The organism is Gammaproteobacteria bacterium, from assembly GCA_021647245.1.
Classification (GTDB): domain Bacteria; phylum Pseudomonadota; class Gammaproteobacteria; order RBG-16-57-12; family RBG-16-57-12; genus JAFLJP01.
In genome coordinates, this window is sequence record JAKIVC010000022.1 from 33,405 (window position 1) to 54,275 (window position 20,871).

The following is a 20,871-nucleotide window of genomic DNA, read 5'->3' on the forward strand; positions in this document are numbered from 1 at the left end:
TTCGACGCTTCTTAAAACAAAATCTAAATACGCCGAGTAGTTACAATAGATTATTCTTTGCAAGTGGAATAGTACAATGCGAATTAGAGTGAGTCTATATTTGTTTCGACTCTCCACTCGTGGAGAGACTCAGTGTATTATGTGAAAATGAAGTGTCAAACAGCAAAGCAACAATGAATCCACCCTACCGGGGGCGGTTTGCCCCCTCACCCACCGGGCCACTCCATTTTGGATCACTCGTCGCCGCTGTTGGCAGCTATTTAGCGGCCATAACGCAAAAGGGTGAGTGGCACCTGCGCATCGAAGATCTGGATCCGCCAAGAGAGATACCCGGTGCCGCTGATGCGATACTCCGCTGCCTCGATGCTTTTGGCTTTGCCTGGCATGGAGAGGTTATCTATCAAAGCCAACGCCACCCCGCCTATCATGCAGCACTGGAGCAGCTACAAAAACAAGGGTTAACCTTCCCATGCCACTGCACACGCAAATCGCTATCAGCCTCACCTATCTATCCTGGGCACTGCCGCCATCAAGAGAATAACAGCCTGCCACACGCCATTCGGCTGCGTACATTGAGTGACACGCCGACCCTTCAATTTAATGATCGTCTCCAAGGGTTACAGCAACAAAACATTACCAGAGAGGTCGGTGATTTTGTTATTAAAAGGGCAGACGGCTTGTTTGCCTACCAGCTGGCGGTGGTGGTTGATGATGCGGCACTGGGTGTTACCGAAGTGGTGCGAGGCGGCGATCTTCTCGCCGTAACAGCACGACAAATTTACCTGCAACAGAAGCTAAAAGTGACAACACCTGACTACTGCCATCTACCGCTAGTAACTCACCGCACCGGAGAAAAACTGAGCAAACAAACCTTTGCCAAGCCACTGGATACCGACAACCCGGCACCCCATCTATGGTATGCACTGCTATTTCTAGGCCAGGCACCACCCGCCGCACTTCGACAAGATTCACTTTCAGAAATCTGGCAATGGGCTAGGCAGAATTGGCGTATTGAAGCGATACCCGCACCACCATCACCCGCACCGTTTGATGGAGAACATAGCACCTCAATAGAACATTGACCGCCCAAGCTTGGGTTGTTGTATCAAGGTGAATCCCCTTTTTTCCAACAGCGCAATAACACCCTGCTCTCCCCCGAGGTGCCCCGCACCTATTACCACCAGGTAAGCATCGGCCTCTTCCAGTAATGCGGCGATTTTATCCGCCATCTGCCGGTTGCGCTGAATCACCAGGCGATCAAACGGCGCCGCTAATTGTGGATAGTGTTGCTTGGGGGCCTCCATCAGGCGATAGATGACAGCAGCATCACCTTGGTGCCATGCGCTGTTCATTTCATTCATATCACCGGCCATTTCTGACATCTGCTCTAGTGTCAGTCGCAGTGATAAGTCTTGCTCTTCTCTATTATCGCCCGCTAAAACCGCAAGCTGTTGGTCGAGAGTCTCCAGACTGATAACCGGTTTGACACCCTGAGCTTTGCTAATAAGGTAATTATCCACCCCCAGATCAGCACGATACCCCAGCTCACTGATTTTTTGCAGTGTTATGGTGAGCGCGAGGTACCAGGGGCGCATCTGCTGGTAATTCATCGGCAGTGCTGAGTATTGCGACAACCGTTTTAACGTCTCACTACTCAACTGCTCTGTTAGCGTCTCACCCACGGGTAACCGCCCAAGCTGGCGCATTTTTTGTGATATTTCCTGTGGGTCAATCAACTGGATATTCAACTCAACAACCAGAGAGGCGCTTTTTTGGTAAGCATCATCCACACAACTATCCAACGGATAATCCTCCGTCCGCATCATGTGAATAGAGCCCAGCAGATAGAGCGTGTTGTACTCCCCTTGCAGCTCCCATAGCAGGCAGTGGTTATTCTCAGCATGGAGCGGCACAAACCAGAGTAGCCCCAGCAATAGCACCCCCCAGTGAACAGGTCTGGCGCAGGCTTTATGGTTACTCGCCATGCAACGTCACCAACAAGCGTCTTGATCCGCCATGATTGCGATGCTCACCAAGATAGATGCCCTGCCAAAGCCCCAACTTAAGTTGTCCGGCACTGATCGGAATATTCAAGCTGCACCCCAAAATACTCGCTTTCAAGTGGGCCGGAAGGTCATCCGCACCCTCGTCCACATGGCGATAATAGGACTCATTTTCAGGTACACTGCGGCAAAAGTAGGCTTCAAAATCCTGCCTAACGGTGGGATCGGCATTTTCGTTAATGGTCAGTGAGGCGGAAGTGTGTTGAATAAACAGGTTCGCCATCCCAACCGAGATGCCAGCCAGTTCCGGCAACTCATCAAGCAACTCTTTAGTGACCAAATGAAACCCCCTTGGCCTTGATCGCAAACGGATCTCTTTCTGTAGCCACATACAAACAGCACCTCATCCAGATATTCTCAGGCTAAGCACGTGAAATAAATTCACCACTCTCCGTATTCACCTTAATCACCTCACCCGAGCTAATATACTCCGGCACCTGAACCACCAGCCCACTACTCAAAGTCGCCGGTTTGGTGCGCGCAGATGCCGATGCACCCTTGATGCTGGGCGAGGTCTCTATAATCTCAAGAACCACCGTAGTGGGTAGCTCAACCCCCATTAACAGATCGTCAACAATCAGCGCATAGATCCCCTCAAGGCCATCACTCAAGTAGTTTATTTCATCTGCCAAGGCTTCATCAGAGAGGGTATATTGTTCGTAGGTTTCAGTATCCATGAAAGTACAACCGTCACCATCACGAAACAGAAACTGCACCTGACGCCGCATCAAATCGACATCCTGCAACACCTCGTCACCCTTATAGCTCGCCTCAAACTTCTGTTTGCTGACCACATCACGACCACGCAGCTTGTAAAGCGTATTGCCACTGCGTGAGGAGGGCGATTGAACCTGCACCTGCTTTACAATGATTGTTCGATTATTAACCTTAAATACCGAACCTTTTTTAACCTCACCCGCTTTCATGATTGCTCCTTACAATTATCATCGGCTACTTCAATAGTGGGTGACCTTTGGGCAGCTGCCGCGAATGCCACAGTGCCAGCTTATGCTTCATCGACTTGATGGAGACCTGATCTTCCGGTAGAGGAACCATTAATTTGTCATGAATAAGCAGACGGTATATATAGAGGATTTTATCATTCAAGGAGTCCGTCGGCTCAAAAATAACCGCACCACGCGCCTCCCCATACTTCACACCGGCCTCAACTGCCAACTTGACCAGCTCAGCCTCGTGCTTCAATTTTTTCATCACTCATGACCTTTTTTGATGTGCAGATATCTCGTAAAATCAAGGTTAACCCTTAATCCCGGTGACTGCCATACAAAACGGTGTACCTTATAAAATCTCCGCCACACAACCTTAAATACCAATACCCAAAAACATATTTTTCACAAAATATGCAGATTAACACTAAATAATTAATATAAAGGCTCGATACAAGTGGCTGAAACTTTACGATCACGGATATCTCACGGATTTGCACAAACATCACGTAGAGATTTGGTCTTGCAGGAGAATCACCAACAGCGTTCTGCATCAGTAATTACGAGCGACAAGGTGAATATTTCCTTTAAAATCAACAGAGAAGTGAGATTGTGTATATTTGATGGATTATTCGGGCTATATTCAAGAAACGTCTGGATAGAGCACAACCCCTCTACCACAGAGTGAAAACATCTTTGCTTACTCGAAAAGTATCTCGAAAAGGCTGAAGAGTAATTTCACCATCAGCTGGGGATATTCACCCTAATCCCTAGGTAGAAACGCGAGATGATGGGTAAGCGTTTGGTTTCACAGTGAAGCTAAAAATATTAGTTGCACCCGCAGGTTCGGCGGTTATTTTTTGTTTTGTTGTGTAATCAATAGCTTGTGCAGCATACGTGTTTCTGCCTAGGGATTAGGGATTCAGAACGCTCTTGGGAAAAAATGAAAAAAAAGGGGGGGCAAGCGCAGTGACGTGCCTAAAGAAAAATATATTTATACTGCTGTTTCTATCCAGCTTTACGGCGACAGCTGAAAACAATTCAGAACTCTATGCAGAAGATTTTCTACTACTGTATCAAGATGAAGAGATGATCAGCATCGCGACGGGTAGCGCAAAACCCATTCACCTTGCACCCTCGGTGGCTAGCGTCATCACCGCCAGAGAGATCAAAGCGCTGGGAGCCAGAACACTGGATGAGGCATTGGAATTTGTTCCGGGGCTGCATGTATCCAGAGACCAGTACAGTCAAAGTGCCATCTACTCGATTCGTGGCATCCACAGCAACTTTAACCCCCAGGTCGTTGTGCTGATCAATGGTCACCCCATTAATGAACCCATCAGTGGTAGCCGCCCATCACAATTTAAACTACCGGTAGCCAATATTTCGCGTATCGAAGTTATTCGTGGGCCTGGCTCGGCTGTGCATGGTGCCGATGCCTTTGCCGGGGTGATCAATGTCATCACCAAGAGCGCCGATGAGCTTAGCGGCAGTATTGCCGGGGCGCGGGCCGGCTCATTTGGCCAGCGGGATATCTGGCTGCAACATGGCGGAGAATTCGCTGACTGGAAAAGTGCCTTCAGCTTCGAATATAGCACCACTGATAGCGATAATAATCGCTACATAGAGAGCGATTTCTCTGGTAATACAGGTAATATGAATACCCAGTATGAACTCTACAACACCTCTTTCAACTTGAAAAAGGGGCGATGGAATCTCTGGTTAAACAGCTGGAATCAACGCGATGGTAGACTAGGTATCGGAGTTACTCAGGTGTTTGACCCGAACGGCTACCAAACCAATGACATGTACACCGGTAAACTTAATTATGAAGACAAAAACTTCACAAAAGATTGGCAGCTAAGCACTACGCTAGCATATCGGCGGCTTGAACAAAATTCCTACTACTGGCTCTATCCCCCGGGTAGTGTAATACCAATGGATTCTCAAGGTAATATTTTTATTCCCGGCTCTGTCTTTGGTGGTTACGCTAATTTCATTGACGGCATGCGTGGCAACCCTGGCGGAAAGTTGGATCACAGCAGTTTTGAGAGCGCTTTTAGCTATCATGGTCAGCGCAACCATCTAATTCGTTTCGCCTTTGGAGTCAAACATGAAAGGGTATCGGTTTGGGAGAACAAAAACTTTGGTCCTGGTGTACTTGATGGTACAACTCTGAATAATAATGAAAACGACCCCACCCCAGTTACTGGCACCTTAACTTCGGTGACTGGCACTCCTAACATTTTTTTACCCAACTCATCTCGCACTGTGCGCCATATTTCATTTCAAGATGAATGGAAATTTGCCCGCGACTGGGAGTTAACTACGGGAATTCGCTACGATCACTACTCCGATTTTGGTAGCACCACTAACCCCCGGATAGCACTGGTGTGGGCCACCCGTTACAACCTTACTAGCAAACTACTCTATGGCCGTGCCTTTCGGGCCCCTGGTTTTGGTGAACTCTATTATGTCAATAACCCCGCAACCATAGGTAACCCAGATTTAACCCCGGAGGTGTTGGATATGCTGGAGCTGGCCTTCGATTACCAACCCACCTTCGACCTAGACTTGGCGCTGAATCTGTTTCAATACCAAGCGCGTGACCTAATTGCCTACGGTGCTGACGGTGTTGCACAAAACGCCCATGACCAGCGCGGTTACGGCATGGAGATGGAATTTAACTACATAGCCTCCAAGCAGCTAACCCTGCTGGGAAATTTTTCTTGGCAGCGCTCCAAAGATCGTGAAAGTTCCGAGCCTGTCGCTGATGCGCCGGGTTATCAGGCCTCACTGGCTCTGCGTATGCGCACAACAGATCGCTGCAACCTCAACGCTCAGGCCAACTGGGTGGCCGGTCGTCAACGGGCATTGAGTGATGGACGTGCGCCCATCGATGACTATATGGCGATTGATTTTACCGCACGCTGCAACTATCTATTCAAACAGCCTCTGGAGATTGCCGCCAGTATTCGCAACGCCCTCAATAACGATATACGCGAGCCCTCCCCCTATAACCCCATCGCTGGCTCTGCGGGAGTTGCCAATGACTACCCTCAGGAGGGGCGCAGCCTCTATGTAGAGCTAAGCTACACCTTCAAATAGCAAGCATTAAAGACCACCAGCAACTGGACATTAAAATATGAGAGAAAACCCGAGTAAGGAGCAGCGTCGTGAGGGTACATTTGCGCAACAGGTTACCACAAAAATATGCCTCGAAACCCCAACCAAAGAGAACCCCTACCTAACTGAAAAGAGCTACTGCCACGGCTATAACTTAATGGAGTTGATGAGCAAACGACGTTTTGTGGATGTGTTCTATCTACTGTTTCGCAGCGAGCTGCCCACGGCCGCCGAATCGGAGATCCTTGAACAGTTGATGATTGCGTTGATCAACCCCGGGCCTCGCCACCCCGCCACCCGTGCCGCCATGGTGGCTGGGGTGGGTAAAACGGATACCAGCCACCTGCTGCCGATCAGTTTAACCATTATGGGTGGACAACACCTGGGTGGGGCGGGTGTCGAACCTGCGATGCGCTTTTTACGCAAAAACCGCCGCACCCCAGCTTATGAGGTTGCGGAAAAGTTAATCAGCCAGCGTCCAGCTGCAACCGAAGGCGACTGGCAGATTGCCCCGGGATTTGGCAGCCGCTACAACGGCATCGATCCGATGCCCACCAAGATAGCCAAGCAGCTGCTAACCCTTGAGGGAGCAGGCGATACTTTAAAATGGGCTTGCACCTTTGCAGATGCCATCACCCCAGCCAATGTGGGATGGCTTACCCCAGGTGTCGCGGCAGCGGTATTAACCGATCTGGGTTTTGCACCCCGCGCCGGGGCCGGCCTTTTTCAAATTTTTTGCGCCCCGGGGCTACTAGCCCATGCCGTTGAATTTGCCAGTAAACCCATTTCAGCCATGCCATTCCCAGAGGATAAGGACTATATCATTGAATACCAAAACAGATAATCGCCGGCCAAACGATACAACACTTTGGGATAACAACCGTGGTGTTATGCGCAGCGGTATTGGTGGCTGGAAGGTAGGTGAGGCGGTCTATAACCACGGCTACTCGATGATGGATGACTTTGTCGGCAAGCTCAGCTATATGCAGGTGGCAATGTTAAATGCCACCGGTCGCCTGCCAGAGCGCCCTATTGCCGACTGGGTTGAACAGGTGCATATCTGTATGAGCTGGCCGGACTCGCGTATCTGGTGCAACCAAATTGGTGCTCTTGGAGGCACCAACCAGACATCAGCCATTGCCGCAACTTGCGCCGGTGTACTTGCCAATGATTCGCGCACTTATGGTACTAAACCTATTATTGAGGGGGTTCAATTTATTCAATCAGCTCTACTTCAAAAAAATGAAGGTATCAGTGTGGAGGTAATTATCGAAAAAGAGTGTTCGAAGCGTGGGGGGAGACCAGATATTATGGGCTACGCTCGACCCATCGCAAAAGGTGATGAACGCATCCCAGCAATGGAGGATGTACAAAAAAATAGCCATATTCCATTCGGCCCCCATCAAAAACTTGCATATGCAATCAGCGATGCTCTACACAATAAATTTGGTGAAAATATTAATTTTAATGGGTATTGTGCAGCTGTACTTGCCGATCTAGAATTTTCCCCCAAAGAATCTTATTATATTTTTAATATATCTGTCTCCAGCGGTGTCACGGCCTGCTATGTGGATGCCATGAGCAAGCCCCCTGAAAGCTTTTTCACCCAACGCTGTGAAGATATCAACTACGCCGGCAAAGCGATTCGCACACTGGAAGAGGATGGTTCGACGCATCCGTAACCTTTTTCAACCGCAATAAAAAAGCGCCACCTGATCATCATCAGAGTGGCGCTTTCAAAACTTGGAGCGGGAAACGAGATTCGAACTCGCGACCCCGACCTTGGCAAGGTCGTGCTCTACCAACTGAGCTATTCCCGCATTCGATGGCGCGTATCATACCGTGTTGACCCAGACTGTCAACACCTTCCCCAATATATTTATTGCAATAGCCGAGTATTGCCCGCTGCAACGACCGCCCATGGAGGTAAATACCCGTTACGAAAAAGTAAGCAAGCGTCGCTTAACCAGAAGAAAACAATTGTAATAACCCGACAAAGCCAATAGATTATATCGGATAGGGAGAGCCTTTTGGCTTATCAACCGAGGTGTAATCAGACAGATGGATAGCACAATAAAAGGTATTTTTAACCCAACACCCTTGAGTGTTAATCTACACACCACCCTCCATGACTGCATCAAACTGATGCGCAACCAACAGATCAGCAGCCTGATTATCACCGAAAACCAGCGCCCAGTCGGAATCTACACCGAAGCGGATATCGTTAGAACATTCAACAGCCAGCTTGATTTTCATAACACCACTATCCGCGAGTTAATGAGTGCGCCACTCGTTACCGCAACTGAAAATATTAATGCATTTGATGCCAGCACACTGCTCACCACAAACCGCATACGTCACCTTGTGATCACTACAGAGGGTGGTGAACTCTGTGGCATTCTCACCCAGACAGATATCATCGCTCACTTTAGCAAAGAGCACGCGATTAACATGGGCACAGTGGATAGTGTCATGACTAAGCGGATGCTCACTGTGAGCCCTCTCTGCTCTGTGCATGAGGTTGTTGACCTTATGAGTTGCTTCACCTCTGGTTGCGCCATTGCCATTGAAGATGAGAAGCCGGTTGGCATTCTTACTGAGAGAGATATGGCCTCGCTGATCATTCGACAGGTCGGCATTAAGCACCTGACAATGGCCGATGTAATGACATCCCCCGTCACCACCATCCGCAAAGATATGGGTACGATTGATGCGATTTCCATCATGAATCAGCGTAAAATAAGGCGCCTAATTATCGTTGATGAGAAGGATCAAGTTTCCGGTGTGTTAATTCAGGAAGATATTATCCGTAGCCTGGGAGGGAGTTATATTGACCTCCTAAAAGAGGCGCTGAGCGAGCAGGATGACACGCTGCACCAAGCTCAGCTAGCGTCTCAAACCAGCAAGACACAACTGGAAAACCTGCTTCAATCTCCGCTGGGCCTAGCTATTATTGCCACCGATAAACACTTCAACATCTCCTACCTCAATAAAGGGGCAGAACAGACATTTGGCTTGCAACAAGCTAACCACAGCCACCGGCGGGTAACGGAGCTGCTCAAGTGCGATGCTTTCAATGAGCAGAACCTTGATAAAACAAAACAGCTCATCAACTCGAAAGGTTTTTATACCTTTACCCATCAAATTCGAGCAGATGACACGTTGCAACATTTAGAGACGCGTATCACACCGATTATTGAAAGCCAGCAGATGATTGGCTACACTTTTATTTCGCGCAACATTACCGAGCAACTCTCAACAGAGCGAAATTTGCGCCTGGCGGCCCATGTTTTTGAGGCCGCCATTGAGGGCATTCTGGTCACCGATGCTCAAGGTATTATCCAGTCGGTTAATCCAGCATTTAGCCGAATCACCGGTTACCGTGCCGATGAAGTGATCGGTAAAGAGTCTCGCCTGCTACAGACCAAACAGCAGACAAAAGCGTTTTATGAAGCCATGCGCCATGAACTGCTAACGGTGGGTTTTTGGCAGGGGGAGATTTGGAGTAGACGAAAAAATGGTGAGATATTTCCGGAGCGACTGAGCATCTCATCAATTCGTGACAGTCATCATAATATCACCCAATACACCGCAGTATTTTATGACATTACCGAGATAAAAAAACAGCAGGATAAACTCAGTTATCACGCCTACCACGACCCACTGACCGAGCTGCCGAATCGACAGCTGTTTAAAGATCGCCTAGGTCAGGCGATAACGCGAGCACGTCGGCATGATGCCCAGCTCACCGTTATGTTCATTGACCTCGATTATTTCAAACGTCTCAATGACACCTTTGGACATCAAGCGGGGGATGAGTGCCTACAAGAGATCAGCATGTTATTTCGCGGCGAGCTGCGTGAAGGTGATACGGTTTCACGTTATGCCGGTGACGAGTTCACCATTTTACTCAATGACGGTATCAACAAAAAAGCCGCCATGGGAGTGGCTGAAAAATTATTAAACCTGTTTAAATCCCCTTTTATGATCCACGGACAGGAGGCCTACCTGGGTGCCAGCATCGGCCTTGCCTGCTACCCAGAAGATGGCACCACGCCTGATGCCTTGATAAAAAATGCGGATACGGCGATGTACCATGCCAAAAGGAGTGGCCGCAACAGGATAGAGCCGTTTCAAGCAGAGATGGCGACAAAACTCAAACAACGGGCCAGCCTCGAATCAGAATTACGCAAAGCCCTCGGCAACCATGAGCTCACCATTCGTTACCAACCGATCATCGATCTGCACAGTCGCGCCATCACCTCCATGGAGGCCTTGTTGCGTTGGAATAACAGTGCTAATGGCCACATTTCTCCCGAGCAATTTATTCCCATCGCAGAAGAGAGTGGCCTCATTATTCCCATTGGTGAATGGGTACTGCGCCAAACCTGTCAACAGATCTCACAATGGCAAGTTGATGACATCAGCGGACTCGCCGTTTCGGTCAACCTCTCTGCCCGTCAATTCAGGGAGAAAGAGCTGCTATCGACCATTGAACGGATATTGAATGAAACAGGCCTTAAACCGCAACAGCTTAATCTTGAAATCACTGAAAGCAGTATGATGCATGATATGGATAACTCAGTTGCCACACTGGAGTGCCTGAAAAAACTGGGAGTGCGCATTTTTCTGGATGACTTCGGAACCGGCTACTCCTCTCTCACCTGTTTGCAAAGGTTTCCCATTGATGTACTCAAGCTCGACCACTCCTTTGTTCGTAACATCGGGGTTGATAACAACACTACCCGGCTCGCTTCCGCCATTATCGCCATGGCAAAAGACCTCTCCCTTGAGGTGATTGCAGAAGGGGTAGAAAACCCAACCCAATTGCAATTTTTAAAGGAGCACGGCTGCGATAAAGTGCAAGGCTACCTGTTCCACAAACCACTGACCGAAGAGGCGCTAAAAAGAGTCCTTATGCGACAACAAAAGCAGTGAGTGCTCACAGTAACAATCAACTAGAAACCTTTGCAGAAGAGGGTGCAAAGGTCTCGACTAACTGACTATTTCTCTTTTTTCTTGCTGGATGGTGGCAGACAGTAAGATTGCAGGTATTCAAGAAAATCATCTTTCAACTCGGCATGCTTGATTCCCAGTTCAACAGATGCTTTAAGGTAACCCAGTTTGCTACCACAATCATAGCGAGGCCCCCGGAAGGTGTAGGTCAACACCTGCTGCTCATCCATCAAGCTCGCGATGGCATCGGTGAGTTGATATTCGCCACCGGCACCCTTGGGGGTTGATTCAAGTAGTTCGAATATTCTGGGGGTGAGAATATAGCGCCCGACAACAGCAAGATTCGAGGGGGCCTCTTCCGGCTTTGGCTTCTCTACAATCGCCGTGACATGTCCCACACGTTCACCCTGATCTTTTATATCGACAATACCGTATTTGGAGGTCTCCTCCTTGGGCACATACTCCACACCCAGTACCGAGGAGTGCCGATAATCATAAACCTCAACCATTTGTGCCAACGCCCCGGCATCTTCGCCATCAATCAGATCATCCGCAAGAATAACCGCGAAAGGCTCGTTGCCAACCACATCTTTAGCACACAACACCGCATGCCCCAGACCCAACGCTTCGGCCTGGCGAATATAGACGCAGGAGACACCCTCTGGAAGAATGTTTCGCACCAACTCGAGCAGTGCAGTTTTCCCCTTGCGTTCCAGCTCCGCCTCTAATTCGTAATTTTTATCAAAATGATCCTCGATAGAGCGTTTGCTACTACTGGTAACAAAAATAAGCTGTTGAATGCCAGCGGCTACCGCCTCTTCAACTGCATATTGAATCAATGGCTTATCCACCACCGTCAGCATCTCTTTCGGGTTAGCTTTGGTTGCGGGAAGAAAACGTGTACCCATACCCGCCACCGGGAAAACTGCTTTACGGACATTCTTATTATTTTTTGCCATAATCTACCCTTAACCATCCTTATAAGATAAAAAACAAGTCACTACCCAACGCCGCCGTTGGCAAACGATGCCATATGTTAACCACCCCGTGGAGACAAATCCACATAATCCCCGATAACGCGTACCAAGCCCGGATAATTCATGAAATATTCAGACAGAAAGTGATGCGTCGCAGGTTTTAAAGAAAACAGTAATGCCTAGTCCGCGACTACCCAGCCCGCAGCCCAGTTGAATAGTGGCCTGATGTAGTTCTGCAATTCTCAATACAATCGATAAGCCCAGCCCACTGCCTGCTATCTGCTGGTGTTCTCCCCGTTTAAAACGGTCAAACACCTCTTTTTTTAGTGCTTCGGGAATACCTGGCCCACTGTCACTCACATCGAGAGTAGCGCCCCGTGCGTCATGCGCCACACGCACGGTGATACGCCCACCCTCTGGGGTGTAACGGATGGCGTTGTTGAGCAGGTTGGTAATTAAAATCTCTATCAACTCCCTATTACCACAGAGTGTGGTCGTCGACTCACCACTCAGACTGACCTCTACCTGCTTATCCAGCGCTGAAGTAATTTGCTCACTGATCACATGGGCACACAGCGGCTTCAGGTCGAACTCGGCTTTTTCAAGCTGCTGCTCTGCATCGACTCTCGCCAATACCAGCAGTTGATTAACCAGTTTAGTGGTGCGCTCGACCCCGGTAATGACCTGCGTTATCGCTTTTTGTCGCTGAGCGGTCTTTGTTGATCGCAGTGCCACTTGTGCCTGGGTTTTTATACCCGCTAAAGGTGTGCGCAGCTCATGTGCCGCATCGGCGGTAAAACGACGCTCTTTTTCAAAAGCCTGATCGAGACGGTCAAAAAGCGCATTGAGCGCCTCGACCATGGGGCGTGTCTCACTGGGCACCCCTCGAAGCGGGATCGCTTCCAGTTGATAGATTGAACGGTCAGATATGTGGTCTGCCAGCTTAACCAGTGGGCGCAAGCCCCGGCCAATGCTGATCCAGATCAAAATGGCGATAAGTGGCAGCGAGATCAACATAACACCGGATACGCTGTAGCTGATGTAGAGAATCAACTCCTGGCGAACATCGTAGCGTTGTGCGGTTTGAATAAGCAGACCTGTTTGGGGGTCGTGAAGGCTATAGGTGTACCAGGTGACTCCATCGACCTGCATCTGTTTGAAGCCGTTAAATGATGCCGCTACCGGCAATATCGGAGCCGACGATGAGCGCGCCATTACCCGACCATCCGGGTGGTAGACAATAAAAGATATTTTGGATTCGTATTTGTGGGTGTCGGGTAAAAACTCTTCGGTATCGACGGGCAGCTGTTTACCCTCTTCCACCTTATACCTCAGCAGTGAGGTCAGCAGTTTGGCATTTTGTGCTAACTGAGCATCGTACACCTCTTCCACTTCATGCTGTGTACTGTAGTAGATAAACAGGCTGGCAACCAACCAGGTGATGAGTACAGATCCCAACAGTAAGAGCAGTAAATTACGATAGATGGAGTGCAACTTAATTACTCTGCTTTTGGGATCATGTAACCCACACCACGAATAGTCACAATCAGTGCTTTACCTAATTTTTTGCGCAGATGGTGAATGTGAACCTCAGTGGCATTGCTCTCAAGGGAGTCACCCCAGCCAAACAGGCTCTCTTCGATACGTTCGCGGGAGAGAACTCGGCCACTGTTCTCCAATAGAATTTGTAGAATTTTAAATTCCCGTGTTGAGAGGCTAACCTCTTTACCCGCTTTTTCAAGGCGATAAGCCATGGGGTCTAGCACAATGTCACGGTATTTGATCGATGGTGAGGAACGACCTTTATGGCGACGTATTAGGGCTCTTATCCGCGCACACAATTCGTCTAGGTCAAACGGTTTTACCATGTAGTCATCCGCACCACTATCCAATCCACCAACACGGTCTGTGACGGTATCTCGAGCGGTCAAAATCAGCACTGGAATCGAGTGACCCAAAGCGCGAATTTTTTCCAGCACAGCCATACCACTCATCTGTGGCAAGCCCAAATCAAGCACCATTAAATCGAAGTGATCCACTTGCAGGCTATGCAGTGCACTCAAGCCATCACGCAGCCAATCGACAGCATAACCCGCCTGTTGCAGGCCAACACGGACACCATCACCCAGTTGCGGGTCATCTTCAACCAACAGTATTCGCATTATTTCAGCATCCAAATATCACAGAGCATTTTGTCAATTCAGGCTACCAGGTCCAGTTGCCATGCCCAGGAATAGCCACCGTATCATCATCATAGATTCCCTCATCGGCTTTTTGATGACAAGCATCACAGAAGCTTAGCGACTTCACTTTCTCATTGCCAGCGATAAGATCATCTGGAATATCATGGTGTTTACGCTTGATGTAAGGGACATCGGTAATACGCAGTGGCGCTTCACTTTCACCCAGTGAAGCGATGATTTTTTTAGATCGTTTGTAGTGAGACTTGTCGGCTGAATCTGCAATCAAAGCCGTTAACAGCTCAAGCCTCGTCTCATCATCCAGCTCGGCATTGTCACCAAAATGATCCTCTAGCGCGGCTGGCTCAAACAGCTTGTACCATGATGCCTCCGGCAACAATCCCGCTTGGTAGGGGAAGTGACAATCGCTGCACTCTTCGTTATACAACTCGTTATGCATCGGCTTGACTTCATTACGTGGCTCCAGCGAAAACAACCAATCGAAGAAGCTTTCATCCTCCGCAAAAGCACTGCTATTTATACCCAGCCCAATCACCGCCACCATTAACAATACTGTCCATTTTTTCATCATGATCTTTTAGCCTTTCTGTAAGTTTTACGGATATCTCATGAATTATCCGGTTAGTGAGACCTTTGCACGAGAAGGTCGTCATACAAAAGAGATAAAATCAGCTGTATTTCAGCCTTTTCATCCGTGCACCCTCTCACGCAAAGATCGCTTAGTATTGAGATAAATATTTAAGCAGATCACCCTTTTCCTGTGTGGTGCACTCGCGTCCATAAGTCCATTTACAATTGCGTTTAAACCACTTTTTAACTTTTTTCAGCTTAGTAAAGCGCTCTTTATTAGCTGAATAGGCCATCGGCTCAATCACTTTTCCTGTTTTGACGTGTTTGCCTGCTTGCGTCAGATCTTTACCGTGGCAGGTATTGCAATCACGTTGCTTACCTTCAACCATACGTTGCTGATGCCATAGCGCTTCACCACGTTTTGCATCAAAAATTAAATCACCATCCGGGTTATAATCCGCCATGCGCTGTTCGATAGGTGTAACGGCTGCGGCCACGGGTGAAAGTAATAGCGCAATAATAAACAGTGTTAGCTTGCTCATCTCGCCCTCCCTCTACCAGGTTAATTTAATGGCAATGGCCATCGCCAGCGCACCTAGAGCACCAGGAGCGGCATGGCCACCATCTGCACCGCTGCTGACTGCTGCGGCATAACCCAAGGTACCTAAAACACCCAGCATCATATGTAGGTTATCCGGGTCATCAAAACCACCATCCAGGCTAATATCTTCATAATGAAAAGCGAAGCCTGTGGCCACAGCGGCTGCACCCAATGCAGCGGCGGCAGTACCAAAAAGTTCATGGGGACCATCTGTTGTTTTGGGTGATATAACGGTCAAGATGGCACTCGCCATGGAGGCATAACCCAGATATTTGTGCGTTTTATTCAAGGTCAAAGCGCGTGATTTAAACAGTGGAGCCGAATCTTCACCTGCCGCCACTTGAGACTCGCTTTGATTACCAACATCCAACTGAGCCAACTGTAGATAGGGTTGCGCATTAATTGATAAATCCAGAGGCGTGTTGGCTAACGGCTCCTCTGCTTGAGCTGAGCAGACCCAACCGAACAGTATGCAGTAGATCAATAAATATTTTTTCATTGCTTTCCTTCACCTTTATTTATCGTTTTATAGCCCGTGACCATGGCATGCGGGAGATTCTCTTTATGCTGAATAGAGGCCACCACTACACCAAGCAGATGCCCCACAATCAGTAACCACAACAGATCCAACACCCACTCATGTAATGCTGAAAAGCGATACGCCCATTGATCACTCATACCCGACAACAAGCTAAGCAGTGGCCCTTCAAATTCAATTACCGCAACAAGAATCACGCCACTTATCGCCATCAGTAATAGCGCGCCCATCAGTACCAGTACCATCCACCCCCCTGCCGGGTTGTGACCAAGGTAGTGCGGTGGATCATTTCTGAAACTGGCTTTCAGATAGCGCCAAACTTCAGTAGGTGTTGCAATAAAATCGGCAAAACGCGCATGCTGGCTACCCACAAAACCCCAGGCGATGCGCACAACCAATAACAGAGCAATCAGGTAACCAATTAGAATATGCGTCTGCTGCATTCCAAACTGACTTGTCAGGTAAGCCGCTACAAAGCTGAGCAACACCAGCCAATGAAAGCCACGCACCAAACCATCCCAGACTTTAATTTGTGTTGTAGAGTGCTCTGCCACCGCTTATTACTCATTATTTAAAGATTCATAATGGGTAACAGTGTCGTTATGAAAACTTAAAGAAGACTTAATTTTTGATATGCTTTACGGAAGGTTGAGGTATTCAGGCTTCGAAAGGGTCAGTTTTCACGCTTACCACTGCGCCAGATTGAGAACAGCAGCCAGATTGCACCGACCGTCGCACCGACAAAACCCAGCAGGCCAAATAGCGGCAACCCCAACAGGGTTGGCCCGCCTTTTATAGTCATTACAATGGATGAGCCAATAATCAGCGCAGCAATCACGTTACCCACTGCAATACGGCTGGCGGCACGATCCAGTTGATTACCAAATGTTTTAAGCCGGGTAACATCTACATGTAGCTGGAGTCGGCCACTACGTGCCGAGCGCAGTAATTGCCGCAAATCTTGCGGTAGTCCAATTAAAAGATCCGCAGTGCTAGCGACCGCTCGCCAGCCTCTCTTTGCCAAAGCTTCGGGGGCATATCGCGCCAGCATGGCCCGGTGCAAGAAGGGCGCTGCCACTGCCACCATATCAAACTCAGGATCCAGCTGTCGGCCCACCCCTTCAAGGGTCACAAAAACTTTAATCAGTAAAGTAAGATCTGGCGGCAGGCTAAGTGCGTAGTCACGCAGCAAACTGGTCAGCTCATTCAGCAGGGTAACCAGGTTAAGATCTTTTAGCGGTACGCCGTGGTATTGATCAACAAATCCTTCAACGTCCAAACTCAGCCGCTCTGTATCAACCGCAACATCAGAGGACCAATCCAGTAGCACCTCAACCACCGCTTGTGCATCTTGCTCTACCAGCCCATGCAAAAGTGTTATGACTTGATCCCGCCGATGCTCGGAGAGGCGGCCAACCATGCCAAAATCGATAAAAGCAATACGATTTTCTGGCAGATAAAAGAGGTTTCCCGGGTGTGGATCCGCATGAAAGAAGCCATCTTCCAGTACCATTTTCAGTACCGCCTGAGCACCCTGCCGTGCCAATATTTTTCGATCAAGAGCCGCCTCGTCAACCGCTTTAAGGTCGTGTCCGGAGAAGCCATCGATATACTGCTGCACATTGACGCGCTCACTGCACCACTTCCAATAGACCTTTGGAATAACAACTTCCGGGTGCTGTGAGAAGTTATCGGCGATGCGTTCCGCATTGCGGCACTCAGTTGCCAAATCCAGCTCTCGACGCAGCGATAATTTGAACTGGCGCACCACTTCACGGGGTTTATAGCGACGAAAATCAGCAATTTCTGTTTCAATAATCTCGGCCACACGGCCTAGCAGGCGCAGATCAGCCTCCACTACTGAACGAATGCCGGGGCGGCGCACCTTAATCACCACCTCGGTGCCATCCTCCAGTTGCGCCCGATGCACCTGCGCTATAGAGGCCGCTGCCAATGGCTCAGGGTCTACTGTTTTGAAGAGTGTTAGCGGCGCACAACCTAGGTCCTTCTCCAGTTGCTGAGAGATCACTTCAAATGAGACGGTAGGCGCGTGATCCTGAAGTTTCTCAAACTCCTCAATCCACTCCGGGGAGAACAGGTCTACCCGGGTGGCGAGAATCTGGCCCAACTTAGTAAAAGTTGGCCCCATCTCCTCCAGAGCGCGACGTAATCTAGCGGGTGGCTCAAGCCGAGCCAGCTCAGAGGCTCTATTCCAGTGCAATACCTTACCCGCACTCTCCAACACACCCGCCATACCCAATCGCCGCACCACATCACCAAAGCCATAGCGAATCAGAATCGAGGCAATCTCATGTAGTCGACCCAGATCTCGGGCAGCGCTTAAGGTTTCCCAAAGCATAGTGAGCTACTAGCCTCTTTTAGAGTGGCGGTGATTAGCCACCTTGGCATCCAGCGTTTCAGCAAATCCCTCAAGAAACCCAGCCGCAGCCTGGGAGAGGTGAGCCGTCACTTTCAACACCGCATCACCACGGGCAGAGACCGCTTCACGCAAACCCTCCGTCAGCTCCCGGTTCAGTGTTTCCACTATTTCACTCGATTTTTGACCCACCGCCGTACCGCTGTTACCCGCATGGGCGATCAACTCATTCAGCGTTGTGCTAACCACCTCACCCGACTCTTTTGCAACGGTGCGGGTAACCTCCAAAAACAGCCCCTCCAGCGCCATAACATCATCCAGCGCCCGTTTTAAATCCTCTTTGCCAAACGTCTTAAGGTGCCCCGCCGCCTCTTGCAGCGCCAGTTTGGAGGCTTCCGCCGATTTCGCGATCGCTTCATCCACGCCCGCCATCGACTCCGACAGGGTCTCCTTAATATGCACACCCCTCGCCTCAGCCCCCACACTGGCACCATCCAAAACGGCGCTAACAACCTCTTTTATCTTCTCTAAGTCCAGCCCGCCCTGACTCAACGCCTCCACAGTCAGGTTGCGAACATCGTCACGAATCGAGCCACTCTGCTCAGCCGCTTCACGGGCAGCATCTTTCACTTTTTGATAATCAACACCACTCATATTCGCGCCCTCTCTGTCACTGTGGAATAGCCAGTCATGCTTTTGATCGATCAATAGTAACTCAACCGTCAACTAGTCTGTCTCAATATCAACCCGATGACGGCCTGAAGTCGTTTTTGGTAACTTAATATGTAAGACACCTCGGCTATACTTTGCCTTAGCGCGACTCCCTTCCACGTTATCGGGTAGTGGAATCGCCCGTTCAAATACCCCATAGGCACATTCTGAAATATGGTAGTCACCCTGCTTACGCTGCTCTTGGTAACGTTTTTCACCATAGATCAACAACATATCATCGACCACACTGACATCAAAATCTTTACGCTCCATGCCCGGTGCTTCGAGCCGCACAATCACATTGTCACCATCATCATAGAGTTCGGCCGCCAACAACCCCCAACCGATACCCTTGTGCACCGGAACCCATAGACCCGCTTTATCTTTTTTCTCTGAAGGCTTAAACCGGGTCAGCGCCCCGGAAGCCCGACTCGCCAAGTGGTGCCAACCCTCAGCCACAGAGTCCCAAAAACGGCTCAACCCACTGCGAATCTCTTCTAAAGTAGACATAACCCCCTCCTCAATTCTCACTTGATATTAAATAACGACCACAACCGTACCCGAGCAAAAATCAATCGACTTTAATACTGTGCCGCCGAGTCGGAGCCGCCTTGGGTAATTTCAGTTTCAACACACCATTTTTGAAGCTAGCCTTCGCCTTTTTACTCTGCACTGATGCTGGCAAAGCCACGGTGCGAACAAACGACCCTCGTGATATTTCGCGGCGGTGGTAATCACCCTTATCCTCATTACTCTCCTGCCGAGTAAACGCTTTAATAGTGACACTATCCGCAGTAACCGAGATATCCAGATTTTTTTTATCAACGCCTGGCAACTCAGCACGCACCACAACCTCATTATCGTGTGCCACCACATCAACTTTTGGTGCATAACCATCAAAAGGAGCTTCCAGACTTGCCCAAGCAGGCCACTCCTGACGCAGTGGCTGCATCCAGCCACGGGGAGAGACGCTCTCAAACACCCGGTCAATCTCTTCAAAGGGGTTTGTTGCCCGACGAGGTGGATGTTGAAACTCACCGCCCTTTGTCGCTGATGAAAGTTTGCCTCTATTTTTAACCTTCTTGTTTTTTGCCATCACCCTTCTCCTCATAATATCTCTCAATACAGCAATCTGAATTACACCCATTCCAAAATCGCTCGGAACAGCACCAGACTCTCACAGCAAAAAGATATTTTCTGCTACTTAAGTTACACACATCAGCGAATGATCATAGCGAGCAAAGCGAAAGCGGCAAGCGGTCTGTTTTCAATGACAGTGGGGCCGGAGATAAAAGAAGCTGAGGCCTTTACACGGAAGGGGAAAAAAGCGGAGGGGTGCAAGGCCATTTTTAACACCACTGAGGTGGAAAACAGGCACCGTGCAAAGCGCTCTATTTAGTGGTGCGGCGAGTGCTGGTTTTATGGTGGCTGATTCGGGTTTGGCTGGCCTTGTTGGCACGATAAGGGGTCATAAGGGGTCATAAGGGGTCATAAGGGGGCAAATGCAACATTAACTCTTTCATTGTATAGCCCACCCTTGGCTATATAGACTGATCGCAGTTCACTTGAGATTGAGGCGTACAAGGATGAAAATGAGGAGACGATTAGAAGAAAACAAGAGCTTAGTTTATCAGTCTGACTAGATAAGCAGTCAATATTGTACTTGACCCCTTATTCTTGGTCGAGTAGATGGGTTCCTCTAGCTTTATCAGGATCATGATGGCCATCACACGGCCGATTTCCTGCTTCTACCATTGTTGCCACACCCCTCTCAGAACCGTGTTTGCGCTATTTACGCACACGG

At 49.1% G+C, this 20,871-nt stretch carries 20 protein-coding genes and 1 tRNA gene; 5 read left to right on the forward strand and 16 right to left on the reverse strand.

The genetic code is table 11. The features are described from left to right. Positions 1–173: 173 nt before the first annotated feature. Complete coding sequence (gluQRS, locus tag L3J94_07805; protein ID MCF6218645.1) at positions 174–1,082, forward strand: tRNA glutamyl-Q(34) synthetase GluQRS; 909 nt, start codon at positions 174–176, stop codon at positions 1,080–1,082. Here the strand turns inward: gluQRS and L3J94_07810 are convergent. From L3J94_07810 to L3J94_07825, 4 genes are read right to left on the reverse strand one after another with little or no spacing between them, the layout of a single operon-like run. Next, positions 1,068–1,985, reverse strand: a complete 918-nt coding sequence (locus tag L3J94_07810) for a TraB/GumN family protein (protein ID MCF6218646.1) — start codon at positions 1,983–1,985, stop codon at positions 1,068–1,070. The genes gluQRS and L3J94_07810 overlap by 15 nt on opposite strands. Continuing rightward, the gene (locus tag L3J94_07815) at positions 1,975–2,394 is read right to left on the reverse strand and encodes a secondary thiamine-phosphate synthase enzyme YjbQ (protein ID MCF6218647.1); all 420 of its coding nucleotides are present in this window, start codon (positions 2,392–2,394) and stop codon (positions 1,975–1,977) included. Before L3J94_07815 ends, L3J94_07810 begins: the two co-directional genes overlap by 11 nt. A gap of 31 nt (positions 2,395–2,425) precedes the next feature. Next, complete coding sequence (gene yeiP / locus L3J94_07820) at positions 2,426–2,992, reverse strand: elongation factor P-like protein YeiP (protein ID MCF6218648.1); 567 nt, start codon at positions 2,990–2,992, stop codon at positions 2,426–2,428. Between the two features lie 22 nt (positions 2,993–3,014). Beyond that, positions 3,015–3,275, reverse strand: coding sequence for a DUF5062 family protein (locus tag L3J94_07825; protein ID MCF6218649.1), 261 nt, complete (start codon positions 3,273–3,275; stop codon positions 3,015–3,017). 704 nt (positions 3,276–3,979) lie between these two features. Between L3J94_07825 and L3J94_07830 the strand changes: the two genes are divergently transcribed. The 3 genes from L3J94_07830 to L3J94_07840 are packed head-to-tail and all read left to right on the forward strand — an operon-like array spanning position 3,980 to position 7,818. Beyond that, positions 3,980–6,118 carry a TonB-dependent receptor gene (locus L3J94_07830; protein ID MCF6218650.1) on the forward strand — a complete coding sequence of 713 codons (2,139 nt, stop codon included), beginning with the start codon at positions 3,980–3,982 and terminating at the stop codon, positions 6,116–6,118. A 37-nt stretch (positions 6,119–6,155) separates the two neighbouring features. Beyond that, positions 6,156–6,980, forward strand: a complete 825-nt coding sequence (locus L3J94_07835) for a citrate synthase (GenBank protein ID MCF6218651.1) — start codon at positions 6,156–6,158, stop codon at positions 6,978–6,980. Continuing rightward, the gene (locus L3J94_07840) at positions 6,961–7,818 is read left to right on the forward strand and encodes a hypothetical protein (protein MCF6218652.1); all 858 of its coding nucleotides are present in this window, start codon (positions 6,961–6,963) and stop codon (positions 7,816–7,818) included. The genes L3J94_07835 and L3J94_07840 overlap by 20 nt, the downstream gene beginning before the upstream one ends. 62 nt (positions 7,819–7,880) lie before the next feature. Here L3J94_07840 and L3J94_07845 read toward each other — a convergent pair. Further along, positions 7,881–7,956, reverse strand: a tRNA-Gly gene (locus L3J94_07845). A 241-nt stretch (positions 7,957–8,197) separates the two neighbouring features. On the opposite strand from L3J94_07845, the gene L3J94_07850 reads away from it, so the two are divergent. Continuing rightward, the gene (locus L3J94_07850) at positions 8,198–11,074 is read left to right on the forward strand and encodes an EAL domain-containing protein (GenBank protein ID MCF6218653.1); all 2,877 of its coding nucleotides are present in this window, start codon (positions 8,198–8,200) and stop codon (positions 11,072–11,074) included. Between the two features lie 65 nt (positions 11,075–11,139). Here L3J94_07850 and galU read toward each other — a convergent pair whose 3' ends face one another. The 11 genes from galU to L3J94_07905 all read right to left on the reverse strand — a co-directional run bounded on the left by galU (position 11,140) and on the right by L3J94_07905 (position 20,163). Further along, entirely contained in the window at positions 11,140–12,051 is a 912-nt protein-coding gene (galU, locus tag L3J94_07855; protein MCF6218654.1) for a UTP--glucose-1-phosphate uridylyltransferase GalU, read from the reverse strand. Between the two features lie 150 nt (positions 12,052–12,201). Then, positions 12,202–13,563, reverse strand: a complete 1,362-nt coding sequence (locus tag L3J94_07860; GenBank protein MCF6218655.1) for an ATP-binding protein — start codon at positions 13,561–13,563, stop codon at positions 12,202–12,204. Between the two features lie 5 nt (positions 13,564–13,568). After that, positions 13,569–14,231, reverse strand: coding sequence for a response regulator (locus L3J94_07865; GenBank protein ID MCF6218656.1), 663 nt, complete (start codon positions 14,229–14,231; stop codon positions 13,569–13,571). A 43-nt stretch (positions 14,232–14,274) separates the two neighbouring features. Further along, positions 14,275–14,841: a diheme cytochrome c gene (locus tag L3J94_07870; protein ID MCF6218657.1), complete on the reverse strand. Its 567-nt coding sequence runs from the start codon at positions 14,839–14,841 to the stop codon at positions 14,275–14,277. A gap of 148 nt (positions 14,842–14,989) precedes the next feature. After that, the gene (locus L3J94_07875) at positions 14,990–15,382 is read right to left on the reverse strand and encodes a DUF1924 domain-containing protein (GenBank protein ID MCF6218658.1); all 393 of its coding nucleotides are present in this window, start codon (positions 15,380–15,382) and stop codon (positions 14,990–14,992) included. A gap of 12 nt (positions 15,383–15,394) precedes the next feature. Further along, positions 15,395–15,940, reverse strand: coding sequence for a hypothetical protein (locus L3J94_07880; protein ID MCF6218659.1), 546 nt, complete (start codon positions 15,938–15,940; stop codon positions 15,395–15,397). Further along, positions 15,937–16,533 carry a cytochrome b/b6 domain-containing protein gene (locus L3J94_07885; GenBank protein ID MCF6218660.1) on the reverse strand — a complete coding sequence of 199 codons (597 nt, stop codon included), beginning with the start codon at positions 16,531–16,533 and terminating at the stop codon, positions 15,937–15,939. The genes L3J94_07880 and L3J94_07885 overlap by 4 nt, the downstream gene beginning before the upstream one ends. A 119-nt stretch (positions 16,534–16,652) precedes the next feature. Then, positions 16,653–18,338: a 2-polyprenylphenol 6-hydroxylase gene (ubiB, locus tag L3J94_07890; GenBank protein ID MCF6218661.1), complete on the reverse strand. Its 1,686-nt coding sequence runs from the start codon at positions 18,336–18,338 to the stop codon at positions 16,653–16,655. Between the two features lie 9 nt (positions 18,339–18,347). Beyond that, positions 18,348–19,064 carry a hypothetical protein gene (locus L3J94_07895; protein ID MCF6218662.1) on the reverse strand — a complete coding sequence of 239 codons (717 nt, stop codon included), beginning with the start codon at positions 19,062–19,064 and terminating at the stop codon, positions 18,348–18,350. Positions 19,065–19,082: 18 nt separating this feature from the next. Then, on the reverse strand, positions 19,083–19,577 hold the full coding sequence (locus L3J94_07900; protein MCF6218663.1) for an Hsp20/alpha crystallin family protein: 495 nt from the start codon (positions 19,575–19,577) through the stop codon (positions 19,083–19,085). 61 nt (positions 19,578–19,638) lie between these two features. Next, complete coding sequence (locus L3J94_07905) at positions 19,639–20,163, reverse strand: Hsp20/alpha crystallin family protein (protein ID MCF6218664.1); 525 nt, start codon at positions 20,161–20,163, stop codon at positions 19,639–19,641. Positions 20,164–20,871: the final 708 nt, after the last annotated feature.

Bases quoted from the DNA above. Each gene is read 5' to 3' on its own strand.
- L3J94_07900 (MCF6218663.1), bottom strand. From the start codon at position 19,577: ATGTCTACTTTAGAAGAGATTCGCAGTGGGTTGAGCCGTTTTTGGGAC.
- L3J94_07905 (MCF6218664.1), bottom strand. From the start codon at position 20,163: ATGGCAAAAAACAAGAAGGTTAAAAATAGAGGCAAACTTTCATCAGCG.
- L3J94_07850 (MCF6218653.1), top strand. From the start codon at position 8,198: ATGGATAGCACAATAAAAGGTATTTTTAACCCAACACCCTTGAGTGTT.
- L3J94_07875 (MCF6218658.1), bottom strand. From the start codon at position 15,382: ATGAGCAAGCTAACACTGTTTATTATTGCGCTATTACTTTCACCCGTG.
- L3J94_07865 (MCF6218656.1), bottom strand. From the start codon at position 14,231: ATGCGAATACTGTTGGTTGAAGATGACCCGCAACTGGGTGATGGTGTC.
- L3J94_07835 (MCF6218651.1), top strand. From the start codon at position 6,156: ATGAGAGAAAACCCGAGTAAGGAGCAGCGTCGTGAGGGTACATTTGCG.
- L3J94_07810 (MCF6218646.1), bottom strand. From the start codon at position 1,985: ATGGCGAGTAACCATAAAGCCTGCGCCAGACCTGTTCACTGGGGGGTG.
- L3J94_07815 (MCF6218647.1), bottom strand. From the start codon at position 2,394: ATGTGGCTACAGAAAGAGATCCGTTTGCGATCAAGGCCAAGGGGGTTT.
- galU (MCF6218654.1), bottom strand. From the start codon at position 12,051: ATGGCAAAAAATAATAAGAATGTCCGTAAAGCAGTTTTCCCGGTGGCG.
- L3J94_07870 (MCF6218657.1), bottom strand. From the start codon at position 14,841: ATGATGAAAAAATGGACAGTATTGTTAATGGTGGCGGTGATTGGGCTG.
- L3J94_07880 (MCF6218659.1), bottom strand. From the start codon at position 15,940: ATGAAAAAATATTTATTGATCTACTGCATACTGTTCGGTTGGGTCTGC.
- ubiB (MCF6218661.1), bottom strand. From the start codon at position 18,338: ATGCTTTGGGAAACCTTAAGCGCTGCCCGAGATCTGGGTCGACTACAT.
- gluQRS (MCF6218645.1), top strand. From the start codon at position 174: ATGAATCCACCCTACCGGGGGCGGTTTGCCCCCTCACCCACCGGGCCA.
- L3J94_07825 (MCF6218649.1), bottom strand. From the start codon at position 3,275: ATGAAAAAATTGAAGCACGAGGCTGAGCTGGTCAAGTTGGCAGTTGAG.